Genomic DNA, 14,494 nt, shown 5'->3' with positions numbered 1-14,494 from the left:
AGTCATTCTGTGCCTGTTTTTTTTGGATTATAGATTGGATGAGTGATCAGCAACATCAACCTTTCAGGCAATGATTTCACTTTGTTTTACAAAAATTTGATAGATCACGCAGGGGTTAACGCACAAGCTGTCGTCTATTGTATTGGAGAGGAGGGGAGAGTTATTGATGAAGCGCGTGTAATCGAACAAATCCGTCAAGGAGATACATCCCAGATGCGTACTCTGATTGATAAATATAGCCAGCATGTATACCATGTGGCCTATTCCGTACTCAGGAACGATCAGGAAGCACAGGATGCAGCTCAGGAGGCGTTCATACAGATGTATAAGTCTCTCCCCGACTACCGTTCTGAAGGTTTCAAGACGTGGTTAACCCGAATTGCCTTTCACAAAGCGATTGATGCCAAACGCAAGCTGGGCAGACGAACTGCTGAGGATCTGGGTGGAGAAGAAAAAATAATCAATATGCCCGGACGGGATGAAGACGTTCTTACCCGTCTCGTTCGTGAAGAACGTCAGGATAAACTTCGCGAACGAATTAATCAGTTGCCTGCTCAGCATCGTGACATTATCACTGCGTATTATCTAAGCGAAAAAAATTATGAGCAGATTGCCAGTGATGCACAGGTGGCTGTGAAGACTGTGGAATCCCGCTTGTATCGTGCTCGGCAGTGGATTCGAAAACATTGGAAGGAGGATGAATGGCGTGAGTAAACAGGAGAAGTATACCGCTGCGCAATGGACTGATTATATTGAAGGCCATATGAGTGAAACTCAAGCGAACCAAATGGAACAGCTTCTGATGGAAGATCCGGATGCGATGGACATCTATCTGGAAGCGCTTGGTATCCATGGAGAACTGCCTCCGCTACATGACCCAACAGGGTTTGCGGATTCAGTCATGCATCGGATTGAAGGCATTCAATCACCCAAGGTACAACGCAAATCCCGTGCTGGACGAAACCGGCGCTGGCTTGATCATAAAGTGTTCCATTACGCGGTAGCAGCCTGTTTGACATTGATCTTCCTCTCGTCTGGACTTTTTGACAAGGTAGCACCATATCACAAGTTCCAGGATGGCGACCACAGAGGGTCTTTTACCGAAAAATGGACGGAGGCAGCCACTTCATGGCTGGATAACCTCAAGCCTAAACCATAAATAGTTTCGCATTGCCTGAAAAGAAAGGATGACGACTGTGCACTCAGATCGTAACAAATTACTCGCATTTCTATTAAACCTGATACCAGGTCTCGGTTTCATGTATTGGGGACGGGCTGCAAGGGCTGTGATCTATCCATTGCTTTTCTTCGGAACAGCTGTTGGCTCATTCATGTTAGCCATGGTCACTAATGAACAAGATTTATTGATTTTCGGTGCACTTTTTGCTGCTTTCTTCTGGGGGATCAGCATGCTGGATATGGTTATTGTTCTGCTCCGTACACCTTCTGCCCGAGAAGCACATTATAGGGGATACGGTGCGGCTTATGGAGCGCCTCCACACCAAGGGGCAGCCTACCAGGGAGCATACATGGGTCAGCAAGGGCCTATGGAGCAGATGAATGAAGATGAGCTACATCAACATCCAGGTGGTGAATATGGCCATCCTGAGGGGCCCTATGGTCAACCCATGTACCGAAAAGGCAGTGAGGGTGAACGATTCTTCACCATTTTGCTCTCATTTGTTCCGGGATTGGGACACCTTCATCTGGGATTGTTGCATCGCGGATTGTCGTTTCTGATGGCGTTCTTTGGTTCATTTGCCATGATGGTTTTTGTAGCTTCGATCACCAATGAATCCGTATTTTTGATGTTCCTACTCATACTGCCTGTAATATGGGTATACTGCATGTTTGATGCGGTGCAACATGTCCACCGTAAGCAGGCTGGTGAGGTGTTGCAGGATCGGACATTATTTGAGGAATTGGAGATGGGCAGAGTAGCCGGACGACGTAGCAAAGTGCTTGCAACGCTGCTATCTGCTTTTCCAGGTGCAGGTCACCTATATCTGGGATTGCAGAAAAGAGGCATGCAATTGATGTTCCTGTTCCTGGGCAGCATCTATGTTCTGGACCTGCTTCACTTATCGGTGTTTCTGTTCATGATTCCGTTGATCTGGTTCTACAGCTTCTTTGACGGGCTCCAGTGCTCCAGTCGATATGGACGCGAACCATTGGTTGATCAACCGATCTTCAAGGACTGGGCCCGCCATCAGCGTCTGATTGGATTTGGGATTGCCGCGCTGGGTCTATATTACCTGACGATCCGTCTTGTCATTCCACAGCTGAATGAGCTCTTCCCTAATGCATTTATGACGTATGAGATACGTTCCTATTTAAATACCGTCATCGTATCCTTGCTGCTCATTTTTGGCGGTTTGAAACTGCTGTTTGGCAAGCAACGGGGGATGGGTATCCAAAGTGCTGCTCAACGAAATGATGAGGGAGCAGACAGTCTCTTTTTATTCAAGGATCGGGATGATCGACTGTAATTTACGATCCAAGTTGAATTAAAGATTATTTACACTGACACTACGATGACAGAGCAACCTTCTAATCGCTGTTATCCAACAACATAAAAACACGCCAAGGGCTATGTATATCAGCCTCTGGCGTGTTTTTTGTTATCCAGCTTTGATTTCGAATAAATGATTGCTATTTCGTAGCACCCTTCAGCAGAAGTTGACGGTACATCACTTCGAACAAGAACTCGAACGCTTCCAGATGACGTTTCGCTTCAAAAGCATCCTTGCCCCACGCATATATGCCGTGGTTACGCAGCAAAATTCCTGGTACGTTGGCATCAAGTACACCTGGCACCAATTCAGCGATAGATGGAATATCCGCAAAGTTAGGCAGAACGGGTACACGAATCTCCGCATTTTCTTCCCAAATGTTGAAAGCCTTGATCAATTCGATTCCTTGAATCGGTACGTGTCCATCTGCTCCAAAGAATTCACTGATCAGGTTGTTAAACACGGTATGCACGTGGAATACAGCACCACAACCAGTCAAACGATAGATTTCGCAATGAATCAATGTTTCGGCACTTGGTTTCAACGTGGTTGTCTCAATCGCTTTGCCGTGCTTGTCCACAAAAAGGAAGTCTTCCGGTGTGCGAAGGGATTTGTCTTTGCCTGAGGCGGTAACCGCAAAATAAAATTGCTCCGGGTCAAAGTCTCCTACACGCATCGACAGATTGCCGCTTGTTCCAGGGAACCAGTTACGACTGGCAAACAACGCTTTAATATCAGCCAGTTCTTCAAGGACCTGACGTTTGTGTTCCAATGTAATCTTTTCAAAGCCCATCGTTTACAGCACTCCTTGTGTTTGCTTCTGTTTCATATCTTCGATGATATCGTAAAAGGTAGCGAATGGCACATGGTCCACACCCAGCTCAATACATTTGTCCGTTAAAATGGAGCGGGAGTAGACGAGATCGGCAATTTTGGCACCTTCAAAATCCGTCAGACTGTCTCCAATGAGGATTCGATTGTATTGTTCTTCCGGGAAGGTACGAATGACTGTTGTTTTGCACATGCCGCAGCCATTCTCACAAGGAGGCTGGCAGGGATTCGGCCATTCAATCTTAATGGTTTCACCCGAGAAGTCAGCTCCGTTGCAATAGACATGATCCTGCGGGATATGAAATGGTGCGAGTAACGGTTCAATGAAAAAGTCCATGCCACCGCTGGTCACATTGAATTCGATCCCTTCGCTGCGAACGTAGTCAAGAAACTCGCTGAATCCTTCACGGATCCCCGCTTGTCCAAGCACAAATTCCACAATTTCATCTTTCTGGGATGCAGGCAGAAGAGCAAACATGGCTCCAACGCCTTCACGCAGCGAGATGTTCTGCTCAATCGTATCTTTCATAATCGCTTCAATGCCCTCAGGTTTGAAATGTTTCATGATCGCTACGATGTTGTCCGAGAGCGTAATCGTACCGTCAAAGTCACAGAAAATGACTGTTTTTTTATCACTTCTCATCGTTCGCCACCCCACAGGTCCAATGCGCTTTTCAGCTCCGGATGCTCGGTTGCATATTGCGCGAGAGGAATGGAACGCTGAGCTGCCTCAATGGCTTGCAGGAATGCACGTCCGCCTGCCTCAGTGCCCATAGGATGTCCATGAATACCGCCACCAGCATTAACGATGACATCTGTACCAAAGTCGCGCAAAATGAGTGGTACAAGGCCTGGATGGATGCCGGCTGAAGGCACTGGCATACTGGTTCGTACAGGCAGATCAGCTGTCAGTAATTGCTCCGTGATCGCCATATTTTCTTCCTTCGGCATCGTAACCGAACCATAAGGAGAAGGGAAGAGCACCAGATCGGCACCTGCAAGACGCATCAACTGACCAAGTACAACCGAAGCCGACATGCCGTAATGTGGTGAAGGATACAGTGCTCCCGCAAGAGCAGGATGAGCCATAATTGGCACATTAATATCAGGATCACTGCTGAGTTCATGCAGCACATCATATCCGTAAGACAATACGTTGAATAACAGGGCATTGGCTCCTGCACCAATAGCGCGTTCAGCTTGTTGCTTCAGACGAGATGTAGGTCCTGTAAGATTGGTTGCATACAGAAGTTTCTTGCCGGTCTCCTGGCGTGCCTGTTCGGCAGCTTTCATGCAGACCTCGACTCTTTTTTCGATAGGTGTCAATTTATTTTCGAACAGAATCTCATCGTCCTTGATCAGATCAACGCCCCCAAGGGCCTGACGAATAAATTGTTCACGCAGTTCATCTGCATCCAGTCCGATAACTGACTTAAAAATACTCATTAACAGTGGACGATCATGCACACCAAGCAGATCACGAACACCATTCAGTCCAAACTTGGGTCCCGGGAATGCACTCAGGAAGCCATCCGAGAAACCAAGCTTTGTTAATTTGATCCGGCCATCCATTGAGATTTTGCCAAAGACCGTCACGAGCAGGGCAGGGATATCACGGCTGAAGTTAACATCAGGATATCCGATGGTAATATCGGCGTAACGCTCACCCGCAGCCATGCCTTCAGCTTCATTTACTTCTACGTTGATTACTTCACCCAGATGTTTCTGCATCGCTTCACGCTGGGCTTGCGGCAACTCCGTCCAGCTACCCACGGTCATGCCAATCGCGATAGACTGAGCCTTCTTGCGAAAGTCTGCATGATCATCATGCAGACGATATGTGGCTGTGCACATGTTATTCATTTTAAATCCCCTTCCAAAGCAGCTCCCATCTCCCGTGAGCGCTCTGCACAGCGGTTGACGGCTGCGATTACATTTTCAAAGAAATCTCCTTCGTCCAGCGTTTTCAGTGCTGCCTGGGTTGCCCCTCCCGGGGATGTCACATCACTACGAAGCTTCATCGGTTCCAAACCGGTTTGTTGTACCATTCGTGATGCGCCCAGCACCGTCTGAACAGTGAGATCACGAGATTGCTGGCTGGACAAGCCACCACGAATACCTGCGGCAATCATGGCCTCCATTAAATAGTATACATAAGCAGGGCCGCTTCCGGAAATCCCTGTGAGCACTTCGAGTTTATCTTCAGGCACGATGGTCACGATACCAACAGCTTCAAACATGGTCATCACCGTACTGCGCTGTTCATCCGTAATCTCCGCAGAGAAGGCAAGCCCGGTTGCACCAAGTCCAATGGTACTGGATGTGTTCGGCATGGTTCTCGCGATCGGTTGTTTACGACCAAGCAAGGACTGCATCGTGCGGATTGATAATCCGGCAATGACAGATACGATCAGTTGATCAGGTGATAACAGCTGACCAAGCTCGCGCAGCGCTGCGGCAGCATCTTTGGGTTTCATACAGAGTACAATGACCGGAGTGGAGGCAAGGTGATCCAAGGATTGCGAGGCAGTTCCGGTATGTACAGCATAACGGGTGCTGAGCTCCTCCTGACGTTTCTGGTTGCTGCGGTTCAGCATCGTAATATCCTGAGGACGAACGACTAGGCGGGAGATCAGTCCGCGCACGATGGCTTCAGCCATCGCGCCTGCTCCGTGGAAAGTAATCTTCTGTTGTAGTAACGTCTGTTGCTCTTGACTCATATTTATCGTTCCTCCTATATAACTGGTGCTGGGATATTATTGACGAATCTGTCCATTGCCTGTAATCCGATATTTGGTTGATGTCAGTGCTGGTAGTCCCATCGGTCCACGAGCATGCAGTTTCTGAGTGCTGATTCCGATTTCGGCTCCATAGCCAAATTCAAATCCGTCGGTGAAACGTGTGGACGCATTGTGATAGACGGCTGCTGCATCCACATCATGCATGAAGCGCTCTGCATGGGCGGTATCCCGGGTTACGATACACTCGGAATGTTTGGTTCCGTAATGTGCGATGTGCTGCATCGCTTCGTCCAGGTTCTCGACCACCCGGATATTTAAAATGTAGTCGTTGTACTCGGTCGCATAGTCTTCCACGGTTGCCTCAAGGGCAGAAGGAACAAGACGGCGCACCGTGTCGCAACCTTTCAAGACCACATTGGCCTCACGGAATTGCTCGGCAAGAGCAGGCAGATGCTCTTCAGCGTATGCGGCATGCAGTAGCAACGTTTCCATGGAGTTACATACGGATGGACGTTGTGCCTTGGCATTGATGGCAATTTCGGCTGCCATAACTGGATCGGCTGATTCATCCACATAGGTATGGCAGATGCCCGCCCCAGTTTCGATGACAGGTACCGTTGCATTGGCAACCACATTACGAATGAGGGAAGCACCGCCGCGTGGAATGATAACGTCCAGCAGTCCGTTCAACTTGAGCATCTCATCTACGGAAGCACGATCTGCATCTTCAACCAGTTGCAAAGCATCAGCAGGCATGTCTGTCGTTGTGAGTGCCTGATGCAGCACCTCCACAATTTTACGATTGGAGGACAGGGCAGAGGAACCGCCGCGCAGAAGCACTGCATTACCTGTTTTGAGACATAATCCGGCTGCGTCTACAGTTACATTAGGACGAGCTTCGTAGATGATGCCAATCAGGCCAATCGGCACTCTTAATTTTTCAACATGTAATCCGTTTGGACGGGTAAATGTCTCTAACACTTCGCCGACTGGATCAGGCAGATCTGCAATCTGACGTAACCCTTCAGCTATGCCTGCGATCCGCTCCTTATTAAGGGCGAGTCGATCCAGCATGGATTCCGGCGTGCCTTGTTCTCTGCCTCGTGCCAGATCTTCGGCGTTTGCCGTAATGATGGAATCCGTCTCCTTAATCAAAGCATCTGCCATGACACGCAGGGCCGTATTTTTCTGTTCTGTATTCAATCGGTTCAGCTGTGGAACCGCTGCTTGGGCTTTGCTGGCTTTTTCTCTGACTTCACTCATCGTAATTCCTCCTCATATATATAAAGTTGAGTATTCCAACCACTATATAGCTTCTTGTTTATTTTAACGTAATCCATTCGTCTCTATGAATAACTTCAAGTCTGTGGATGCTAGCGAGTTGTTTCATCACTTCACCACTGGGAAGTCCGGCAATGAGTCGAAGCTGGTCATCATCATAATTGACAATACCGCGACCGAGCAAGGTTTCATCCATACCAATGACCTCTACGACGTCTCCTGCATGGAAAGTTCCCAGTACCCGCTTGACCCCTACAGGTAGAAGACTGTGCCCCCCATGGACAAGGGCTTCTTCAGCACCATCATCCACAACGACTGTTCCCAGCGGAGTAGACATGAAGCCAAGCCACTGCTTTTTACGGGATAGCGAAGCGAGTCGTGTCTCAAAGTAAGTTCCTTTGCCCGTGCCATCAACTGCCTTCTGCATATCTCCGGGTTCTTTAACACTTCCCACAAATACGGGTACGCCTCCACGCGTAGCAACCTTGGCTGCATCGACTTTGGATCGCATGCCACCTGTGCCAACCGATGATCCTGAACCACCGGCAAAAGCGTAGATCTCAGCCGTGATTTCGGGGATACGGTCGTAACGCACCGCAGAAGGATCTTTACGCGGATCTGCGGTGTACAGGCCGTTGGTATCGGTAAGAATGATCAGATGCTGTGCCTTCACCAGGTTTGCAACCAATGCGGACAACAGATCGTTATCACCAAACTTCAATTCGTCCACCGATACCGTATCATTCTCATTAAAAATCGGAATCACTCGCTGTTTAAGCAGCTCTTCTACGGTCATACCTGCGTTACCCATGCGTTTACGACTGTGAAAGTCTGTACGAGTTAACAAAATTTGCGCCGTAGTAACGCGGTGCGCTGCAAAAGCCTGTTGATATGCCTGCATCAGTAATGCCTGACCAACGGCAGCTGCGGCTTGTTTCTCATGTAGCAGTTTGGGGCGCTGAGGGTAACCGATCTCCCGGAATCCGGCCGCTACCGCTCCTGAGGTGACCAGAAGTACTTCATGGCCCTGATCAGCCAATGCTGCAATTTCTCCGGCAAAAAAAGTGATCGAACTGCGATCCAGACCGCCTTCTTCCGTTGTAAGCGAGCTGCTTCCAATTTTAACTACAATACGTGAAGTCATGGTTTCACTTCCTTAAACATGATTAATAAGTGCTTCTGGAGCAGGCTTTAGCGGGTACAAAAAAAACTTCCGCCCTTTAGTTAAAAAGGACGAAAGTTCGTTACTTCCGCGGTACCACCTTTATTGATGATTAGATCATCCGGCTTCATGCCCTGTAACAGAAGGCACTGTCCTGCACGTAACAGGCCGCTCAGGGGTAGGTTTCAGAGAAGAGCCGCGGTAAATTCTTTCAGCAGGGTGGAATTTACTCTCTGGGCGCGACTGATATTCTCTTACTGGTCCCGTCATCACGTTTCGTTCAATATTTCTTATAACATACCATGGAAACTTGGCATATGCAAAGGGGTTATCGTCCTGTAAATTACTTGAATAAATTCAGCTTGCCAATCCGCTGGGCAGCTTCGCGTAATCGGTTTTCATCACTTAACAGCCCCGCGCGCACATAGCCTTCGCCATGCGAACCAAAACCAATACCTGGGGCTACGGCTACCTTGGCTTCTCGCAGTAACAAGTCTGCAAATGAAGCGGAGGTATAACCTGGAGGTACAGGTAACCAGCTGAAGAATGAACCTGCGGGTTTCGAAGCTTGCCAGCCAATCGAGGAAAGAGCGTCATAAAATGCATTGCGACGGGATTCGTAACGTGAAACGAGCGAAGTAACACATTCCTGAGAGCCAGTAAGTGCTTCCGTTGCCGCAGCCTGAATTCCACCGAAGAGACTAACATAGATATGATCCTGAAGCAGATTGATTTTAGAGACAATCTCTGCATTACCAAGCGCGAATCCAACACGCCATCCAGCCATATTGTATGTTTTGGATAACGTATAGAACTCAATGCCCACTTCTTTGGCACCAGGGGCTTGCAGGAAACTTACGGGACGATGTCCGTCAAATCCAATCGCACCGTAAGCAAAATCGCTGGCAACAACAATTTGATTTTGAATGGCAAATTCAACCGTATCTTCGTAGAACGAAAGTGGTGCCGTTGCTGACGTTGGATTGTTAGGATAGTTCAGGAACATCAGCTTGGCCTTCTCCCGATCTTCGGCTGTAACAGCTTCATAATCCGGCAGGAATGCGTTGGACTCGAGCAAAGGCATAAATGACATGTTTGCTTTGGCGAGTGCAACACCAGACCAGTAATCCGGGTAGCCGGGATCTGGAACGAGAACGGTATCGCCGGGGTTAAGCAGAACCTGAGGTAACTGAACCAATCCGGTTTTGCCTCCGAACAGAATGGCTACTTCAGTCTCGGGGTCCAGATCAACATTGTAATCTTCCTTATAACGTTTGGCGACAGCTTCCTTCAGGAAAGAGTGCCCTCTAAAAGGGGAGTATTTGTGGTAGAGGGGATTCTCAGCCGACTCTTGTAGTGTTTTCACAATATGAGGTGGTGTAGGTGTATCCGGGTTCCCCTGACCCAGATTAATCACGTCATGTCCACTTGCGATTTCACGATTTACATTTTGAACAAGGGTAGCAAAAAATTGCGTTGGCAGCTGTGTCATCACATCAGAAGTCGGTATCTTAAAAGCTGAACGAGCAGTTATATGGTCTGAATGGGTCATTAGATTCATCACTCCGGTTTATTAAAAATGGCAAATAGTTCTCATTAATTTATCACGCCAATCCCGAGCTGTATAGAGGGAAATGCACTTGAATATACAGTACATAGGAGCAAAGAGCGGAGTATTGTACAAAACTGAAAGTGCTCATTTAGTTTTGTCCATTGAGCAGAGAGAAACCATGTTTTATGATAATATCCGATAATGATAATCAATATCATTAATTTATAGCACAACGCACATGATATAGGGGGAGAAATAGAAATGAAAAAGGGCATACGAAATACGGGAGTATTATTAACGATCACATGGTTATCCATCCTGCTACTGGCTTGTGGAAATCAGGCTGCAACACCTGCTGCTGGCGCAGATGATTCCAAAGCAGCCACAGAAACCACAGAGACCCAAACTGCAACGGAAGAGACGAATGAGGGCGAGACCCGGATATTCAAAGACTGGACTGGCCACGAAGTTGAGATTCCTGTAAATCCGAAGCGAGTTATCTATCATGGAGAAGTTACAGGGGATCTACTCGCGCTTGGTGTTGTTCCTGTCGGCATACTTCGTCAAGAGGGAACCGTATTTGATGATCAGGTTGCTCAGGCAGAAGATGTAGGATTTCCGATCAGTGTGGAAAAGGCGTTAGACCTGAATCCCGATCTGATTATTTTTTCCAACAGTGACGAGGCTCAATATGATCAGATCGCAAAGGTTGCACCCACGGTTACATTTGATTCATTTGGTTTAATAGAAGATCGCATGCGTATCCTTGGCGATTTGTTGAATAAGAAGCAAGAAGCGGAGGAATGGGTTACAGCTCATCAAAAAGCGACGGAAGAGATGTGGACGCAACTTCATGAGAACGGATTAAAAGAAGGGGAGACCGCTTCGGTATTCACCATGTATCCCGGGAATCGTCTGTTTGTCATGGCGGGTGCAGGATTGCCACAGTTGTTATACGGAAAAGACGGGCTGAAGCCAACCGCGGAAATCCAGAAAGTATTGGATGAAGACATGGGATTTGTAGAGATTTCGACTGAAAAATTATCTGAATTTGCCGGTGATCGGATATTTATTTTGGATCCCGTGACCGACGATGCGAAACAATCCACCAAGGAATTGCTGGATAGTACAATCTGGAAGAACCTGCCTGCGGTGAAAGAAGGAAAAGTATATCGTTTTAATATCGTAAAAGCTTCTAGTGATGCTCTTTCCAGGGAGTGGCTGTTACAAGAGCTGCCAAAACAGATGATCCAATAATGGTGACGAGCTAGTGAGGCAGCAGTAACACCTTTGAGTAATGCAGTTATAAAAAAAGTGAAAGGGGCCTTCAACATTTCGTTGAACGCTCTTTTTTGCTGATTAAACTCATATCTGGATTATTGACCATCGCTCGCTTATAATCAGACCATACAGAATGATTGATAATTATTCTCATTTCAGAAAAACGAGGTGAACCGACATGCAGGCTTTGGATGCCGATGGGGGAGCATTGTTCTTTTCAGCATTCATGTTTCGGCTGGATCATCTGGTACGACGAATTGAACGACCTGAACAGGTGATGCTGGAAGTTGCTTGCGAGAAACATGCCTTCCTGATCTGTGAAGAAGGGGATGGGCGTTTATATATTGGACATGAACAGTTTCCGTTTACTACGGGATGTGTTTATCCGCTTTCTCCGGGAGAGGGGTACCAGATTGAACATCGTAATAACTCGGAATTGAAATATATCATAATGGCTTTTGATGTTATTCATGTGTTGACGGGTGATCCCGAACTCTTTACCCGCGCTGTATTTGAGCACAGAAACCAATTGAATGGTTATCCCTATGCTCCGTTAAGTGGGCTGCTGGAGCAAATGTATGTCATTCGGAATTATAAAACGGATGCTGAATACAGTCATCTGAATGCACAGTTCCAAAAATGGATGGAGATGATCATTACCCGGTACACTTCTCCAAAGACGGAACAGAGTATGGAGGCAAGACTACACAGTACGATTCAGTATGTGGACGACCATTATGCTGAAGAAATCACTGTACAGAAACTGGCACGACTTGCGGAGATCAGACCTGTACAATATACGACCCTTTTCAGACAACTCACGGGTCACAAGCCGCTCGATTATGTGAATCATGTTCGCATCAAACATGCCAAGGACTGGCTTCGCAAATCAGATGAACCACTTCGGGATATAGCGAGTCGCGTGGGGTTTAAGGATGAGTATTATTTCAGCAGGCGTTTTCGCCAAATGACCGGATTATCTCCTCGTCAATATGACAGATCGATTCAGCAGCAGACGTTAGTACAAGATTGGTTGGGTCATGATGTGAATATTCCAGTTAACCCAGAGCGAATTATGTATTATGGAGATTCCGCTGGGGATATGCTGATGCTGGGCATTCAGTTGCTGGAAGATCGGACATATGACGCGGTCGCGCCGGTTAATGTGGAAGCCGCTGTTATTATGAAGCCGGACTTGATTATTTTTGATAGCAGCAATGAACAGCAGTATGAACAACTTTACCGGATTGCACCGACGCTTGCTTACAATTCACATGCCACGTTGGAAGAACGAATGCGCAGATTGGGCAGCTGGTTTGGCAGACAACCGCAGGTTGAACAATGGCTAACCTCCTATGCGGAGCGTACTGAGCAGATGTGGGCGAAGATCCATACTGTGATTGAAGAGGGGGAAACGGCATCCGTATTTACATACCATCGGGGTGCACGATTATTTGTTATGGGCAATATTGGTCTCGCGCCATTGTTATATCATCCGATGGGATTCAGGCCAGTTACCAAAGTGAAGGAAGCACTTGCGGCGGGCAGAGCCTATAAGGAAATTTCGGCTGAGTCGGTACGTCAGTATGCAGGAGATCATGTATTTGTCATGCTGCCTGAGGAAGTCGTGGCAAGACAGGCTACAGAGATGCTGATGAAAAGTCCCAGTTGGAGGGCCCTTCCGGCTGTGCAGAATGGACGGGTGTATCCTGTGGAGGAGTCGACCTGGAATGTGGGTGATGCGCTCACGAGTGATCGATTGCTGACCCTGCTGCCTGAGTTGTTATGTGCAAGTTCATAACAACAACAGGCTTGCAGTCCTTAGGAGGATCAAGCTATGATAGCAGGTATTACGGTTCAGAGGAGTGCTTGTCATGACAGAAAAACAACAGGGAGAAATGCGTGTAGCCCTGATTCAGGGCGATATTCAACTCGGAGACCCTGAGGCCAATCATAAACATATGCAGACGTTGCTTGAGCGTGCGGTAGAACAATATCCGGATCTGGGGCTGGCTGTGTTACCTGAGATGTGGAATACCGGATACGCTTTGACTCAAATTCATGAACTCGCTGACCTGGATGGCCAGAAATCTCGGGAATGGCTGTCTGCTTTTGCTCAAAAACATCAAATTTCCATCGTTGGCGGTTCAATTGCCGAGAAACGGGATGGTCAAATATACAATACAATGTACGCTTATGATCGTGAAGGAAAACAGGTAACACGATACGATAAATTACATTTGTTTCGTCTAATGGATGAGGAGAAATATCTACAGCCAGGTGCAGAACCTGAAATTTTTGAATTGCAGAACGGTCTTACAGCGGGTGCTTCGATCTGTTATGACATCCGGTTTCCGGAACTTGCCCGCACCCTTGCTTTGAATGGTGCCAAGGCATTGATTGTACCCGCCGAATGGCCGAACCCTCGTTTGCACCACTGGCGTACGTTACTTACGGCACGAGCGATTGAGAACCAGATGTATGTGATCGCATGTAACCGTGTAGGTAAAGGGGGAGAGACCGAATTTTTCGGACATTCCCTCATCATTGATCCTTGGGGTGAGATTGTGGCTGAAGGTGGCGAAGGGGAAGAGATCGTGACCGGAATTATTCGTCCATCTCTGGTAGATGAGGTTCGCGGACGGATTCCCGTGTTTGAGGACCGTAGACCTGGCGTTTATTTTGGCGGAAAATAAAACTGAAATAAAATTCTTCAGAAAAAGTGTTTATTCTTCCAGGACGCGGGTAATGATAACTATCCCGTCACCAAGGAGGATGATCAATCAATGGACAACCATGTGAAAGATACGCTCAGGAGACTGGAACAGGATAACACAAGGGAAGATCACTTAAGGGCATTCTTAGAGAATGGAGCAGGAGGGCTATCACCCCCTGATTCAACTGTTCAGGACGAAGGCCGTGTAATGAATCAGCAAAACAGGCTGACAAGCGATCGTAATTTGCGTAAATAAACCGCCAGACATGAAGTTTTCTTATGTACGTTTCTACGTTAACATTATAAATTAGCATTGTAGCTAAACAACTTAACAAGCAACATTGTACTGTAACCAGTTACTGTGATTGCAATGTAAGAACTCTATCCTGCGGATGCGGGAAACGAGTATAGGACAAA

General features: G+C 47.4%; 14 protein-coding genes and 1 other annotated feature. Of the genes, 7 read left to right on the top strand and 7 right to left on the bottom strand.

The window, feature by feature from the left end; all coding sequences use genetic code 11:
* Positions 1 to 213 precede the first annotated feature (213 nt).
* The 3 genes from EL84_RS25165 to EL84_RS25155 are packed head-to-tail and all read left to right on the top strand — an operon-like array spanning position 214 to position 2,489.
* A complete protein-coding gene (locus tag EL84_RS25165) occupies positions 214 to 714 on the top strand; it encodes an RNA polymerase sigma factor (protein WP_152416945.1) in 501 nt (166 codons plus the stop codon).
* Positions 707 to 1,159: a hypothetical protein gene (locus tag EL84_RS25160; protein WP_047843538.1), complete on the top strand. Its 453-nt coding sequence runs from the start codon at positions 707 to 709 to the stop codon at positions 1,157 to 1,159. Before EL84_RS25165 ends, EL84_RS25160 begins: the two co-directional genes overlap by 8 nt.
* A gap of 28 nt (positions 1,160 to 1,187) precedes the next feature.
* Positions 1,188 to 2,489, top strand: a complete 1,302-nt coding sequence (locus EL84_RS25155) for a hypothetical protein (protein ID WP_047843537.1) — start codon at positions 1,188 to 1,190, stop codon at positions 2,487 to 2,489.
* 163 nt (positions 2,490 to 2,652) lie between these two features.
* On the opposite strand, the gene EL84_RS25150 is transcribed toward EL84_RS25155, so the two are convergent.
* From EL84_RS25150 to EL84_RS25120, 7 genes are all read right to left on the bottom strand, one after another.
* Positions 2,653 to 3,306: a methylthioribulose 1-phosphate dehydratase gene (locus EL84_RS25150; protein WP_036607600.1), complete on the bottom strand. Its 654-nt coding sequence runs from the start codon at positions 3,304 to 3,306 to the stop codon at positions 2,653 to 2,655.
* Between the two features lie 3 nt (positions 3,307 to 3,309).
* Entirely contained in the window at positions 3,310 to 3,987 is a 678-nt protein-coding gene (locus EL84_RS25145; RefSeq protein WP_036671978.1) for a 2-hydroxy-3-keto-5-methylthiopentenyl-1-phosphate phosphatase, read from the bottom strand.
* Positions 3,984 to 5,207, bottom strand: coding sequence for a 2,3-diketo-5-methylthiopentyl-1-phosphate enolase (locus EL84_RS25140; protein ID WP_047843536.1), 1,224 nt, complete (start codon positions 5,205 to 5,207; stop codon positions 3,984 to 3,986). The genes EL84_RS25145 and EL84_RS25140 overlap by 4 nt, the downstream gene beginning before the upstream one ends.
* The gene (gene proC, locus EL84_RS25135; protein WP_047843535.1) at positions 5,204 to 6,064 is read right to left on the bottom strand and encodes a pyrroline-5-carboxylate reductase; all 861 of its coding nucleotides are present in this window, start codon (positions 6,062 to 6,064) and stop codon (positions 5,204 to 5,206) included. Before proC ends, EL84_RS25140 begins: the two co-directional genes overlap by 4 nt.
* A gap of 36 nt (positions 6,065 to 6,100) precedes the next feature.
* On the bottom strand, positions 6,101 to 7,348 hold the full coding sequence (locus EL84_RS25130) for a glutamate-5-semialdehyde dehydrogenase (protein WP_047843534.1): 1,248 nt from the start codon (positions 7,346 to 7,348) through the stop codon (positions 6,101 to 6,103).
* Positions 7,349 to 7,406: 58 nt separating this feature from the next.
* On the bottom strand, positions 7,407 to 8,510 hold the full coding sequence (gene proB, locus EL84_RS25125; protein WP_047843533.1) for a glutamate 5-kinase: 1,104 nt from the start codon (positions 8,508 to 8,510) through the stop codon (positions 7,407 to 7,409).
* A gap of 82 nt (positions 8,511 to 8,592) precedes the next feature.
* Positions 8,593 to 8,807 (bottom strand) — a binding site (T-box leader).
* Positions 8,808 to 8,871: 64 nt separating this feature from the next.
* Complete coding sequence (locus tag EL84_RS25120; RefSeq protein WP_047843532.1) at positions 8,872 to 10,080, bottom strand: pyridoxal phosphate-dependent aminotransferase; 1,209 nt, start codon at positions 10,078 to 10,080, stop codon at positions 8,872 to 8,874.
* A 261-nt stretch (positions 10,081 to 10,341) separates the two neighbouring features.
* On the opposite strand from EL84_RS25120, the gene EL84_RS25115 reads away from it, so the two are divergent.
* The 4 genes from EL84_RS25115 (at position 10,342) to EL84_RS25100 (ending at position 14,333) form a co-directional block, all read left to right on the top strand.
* A complete protein-coding gene (locus tag EL84_RS25115) occupies positions 10,342 to 11,337 on the top strand; it encodes an ABC transporter substrate-binding protein (RefSeq protein WP_053061609.1) in 996 nt (331 codons plus the stop codon).
* A gap of 202 nt (positions 11,338 to 11,539) precedes the next feature.
* Positions 11,540 to 13,162, top strand: a complete 1,623-nt coding sequence (locus EL84_RS25110; protein ID WP_053061608.1) for an AraC family transcriptional regulator — start codon at positions 11,540 to 11,542, stop codon at positions 13,160 to 13,162.
* Between the two features lie 73 nt (positions 13,163 to 13,235).
* A complete protein-coding gene (locus EL84_RS25105; protein ID WP_036607584.1) occupies positions 13,236 to 14,057 on the top strand; it encodes a carbon-nitrogen family hydrolase in 822 nt (273 codons plus the stop codon).
* Positions 14,058 to 14,147: 90 nt separating this feature from the next.
* The gene (locus EL84_RS25100) at positions 14,148 to 14,333 is read left to right on the top strand and encodes a hypothetical protein (RefSeq protein ID WP_017687767.1); all 186 of its coding nucleotides are present in this window, start codon (positions 14,148 to 14,150) and stop codon (positions 14,331 to 14,333) included.
* Positions 14,334 to 14,494: the final 161 nt, after the last annotated feature.

The sequence above is a fragment of the Paenibacillus sp. VT-400 genome (genome assembly GCF_001029205.1).
GTDB classification, from domain to species: Bacteria; Bacillota; Bacilli; order Paenibacillales; family Paenibacillaceae; genus Paenibacillus; species Paenibacillus amylolyticus.
Note: the sequence above shows the minus strand (reverse complement) of the source record. Positions and strands in the feature narration are given on the sequence as shown.

Bases quoted from the DNA above. Each gene is read 5' to 3' on its own strand.
- EL84_RS25165 (WP_152416945.1), top strand. From the start codon at position 214: ATGCGTACTCTGATTGATAAATATAGCCAGCATGTATACCATGTGGCC.
- EL84_RS25155 (WP_047843537.1), top strand. From the start codon at position 1,188: ATGACGACTGTGCACTCAGATCGTAACAAATTACTCGCATTTCTATTA.
- EL84_RS25150 (WP_036607600.1), bottom strand. From the start codon at position 3,306: ATGGGCTTTGAAAAGATTACATTGGAACACAAACGTCAGGTCCTTGAA.
- EL84_RS25145 (WP_036671978.1), bottom strand. From the start codon at position 3,987: ATGAGAAGTGATAAAAAAACAGTCATTTTCTGTGACTTTGACGGTACG.
- EL84_RS25140 (WP_047843536.1), bottom strand. From the start codon at position 5,207: ATGAATAACATGTGCACAGCCACATATCGTCTGCATGATGATCATGCA.
- proC (WP_047843535.1), bottom strand. From the start codon at position 6,064: ATGAGTCAAGAGCAACAGACGTTACTACAACAGAAGATTACTTTCCAC.
- EL84_RS25130 (WP_047843534.1), bottom strand. From the start codon at position 7,348: ATGAGTGAAGTCAGAGAAAAAGCCAGCAAAGCCCAAGCAGCGGTTCCA.
- proB (WP_047843533.1), bottom strand. From the start codon at position 8,510: ATGACTTCACGTATTGTAGTTAAAATTGGAAGCAGCTCGCTTACAACG.
- EL84_RS25120 (WP_047843532.1), bottom strand. From the start codon at position 10,080: ATGACCCATTCAGACCATATAACTGCTCGTTCAGCTTTTAAGATACCG.
- EL84_RS25115 (WP_053061609.1), top strand. From the start codon at position 10,342: ATGAAAAAGGGCATACGAAATACGGGAGTATTATTAACGATCACATGG.
- EL84_RS25110 (WP_053061608.1), top strand. From the start codon at position 11,540: ATGCAGGCTTTGGATGCCGATGGGGGAGCATTGTTCTTTTCAGCATTC.
- EL84_RS25105 (WP_036607584.1), top strand. From the start codon at position 13,236: ATGACAGAAAAACAACAGGGAGAAATGCGTGTAGCCCTGATTCAGGGC.
- EL84_RS25100 (WP_017687767.1), top strand. From the start codon at position 14,148: ATGGACAACCATGTGAAAGATACGCTCAGGAGACTGGAACAGGATAAC.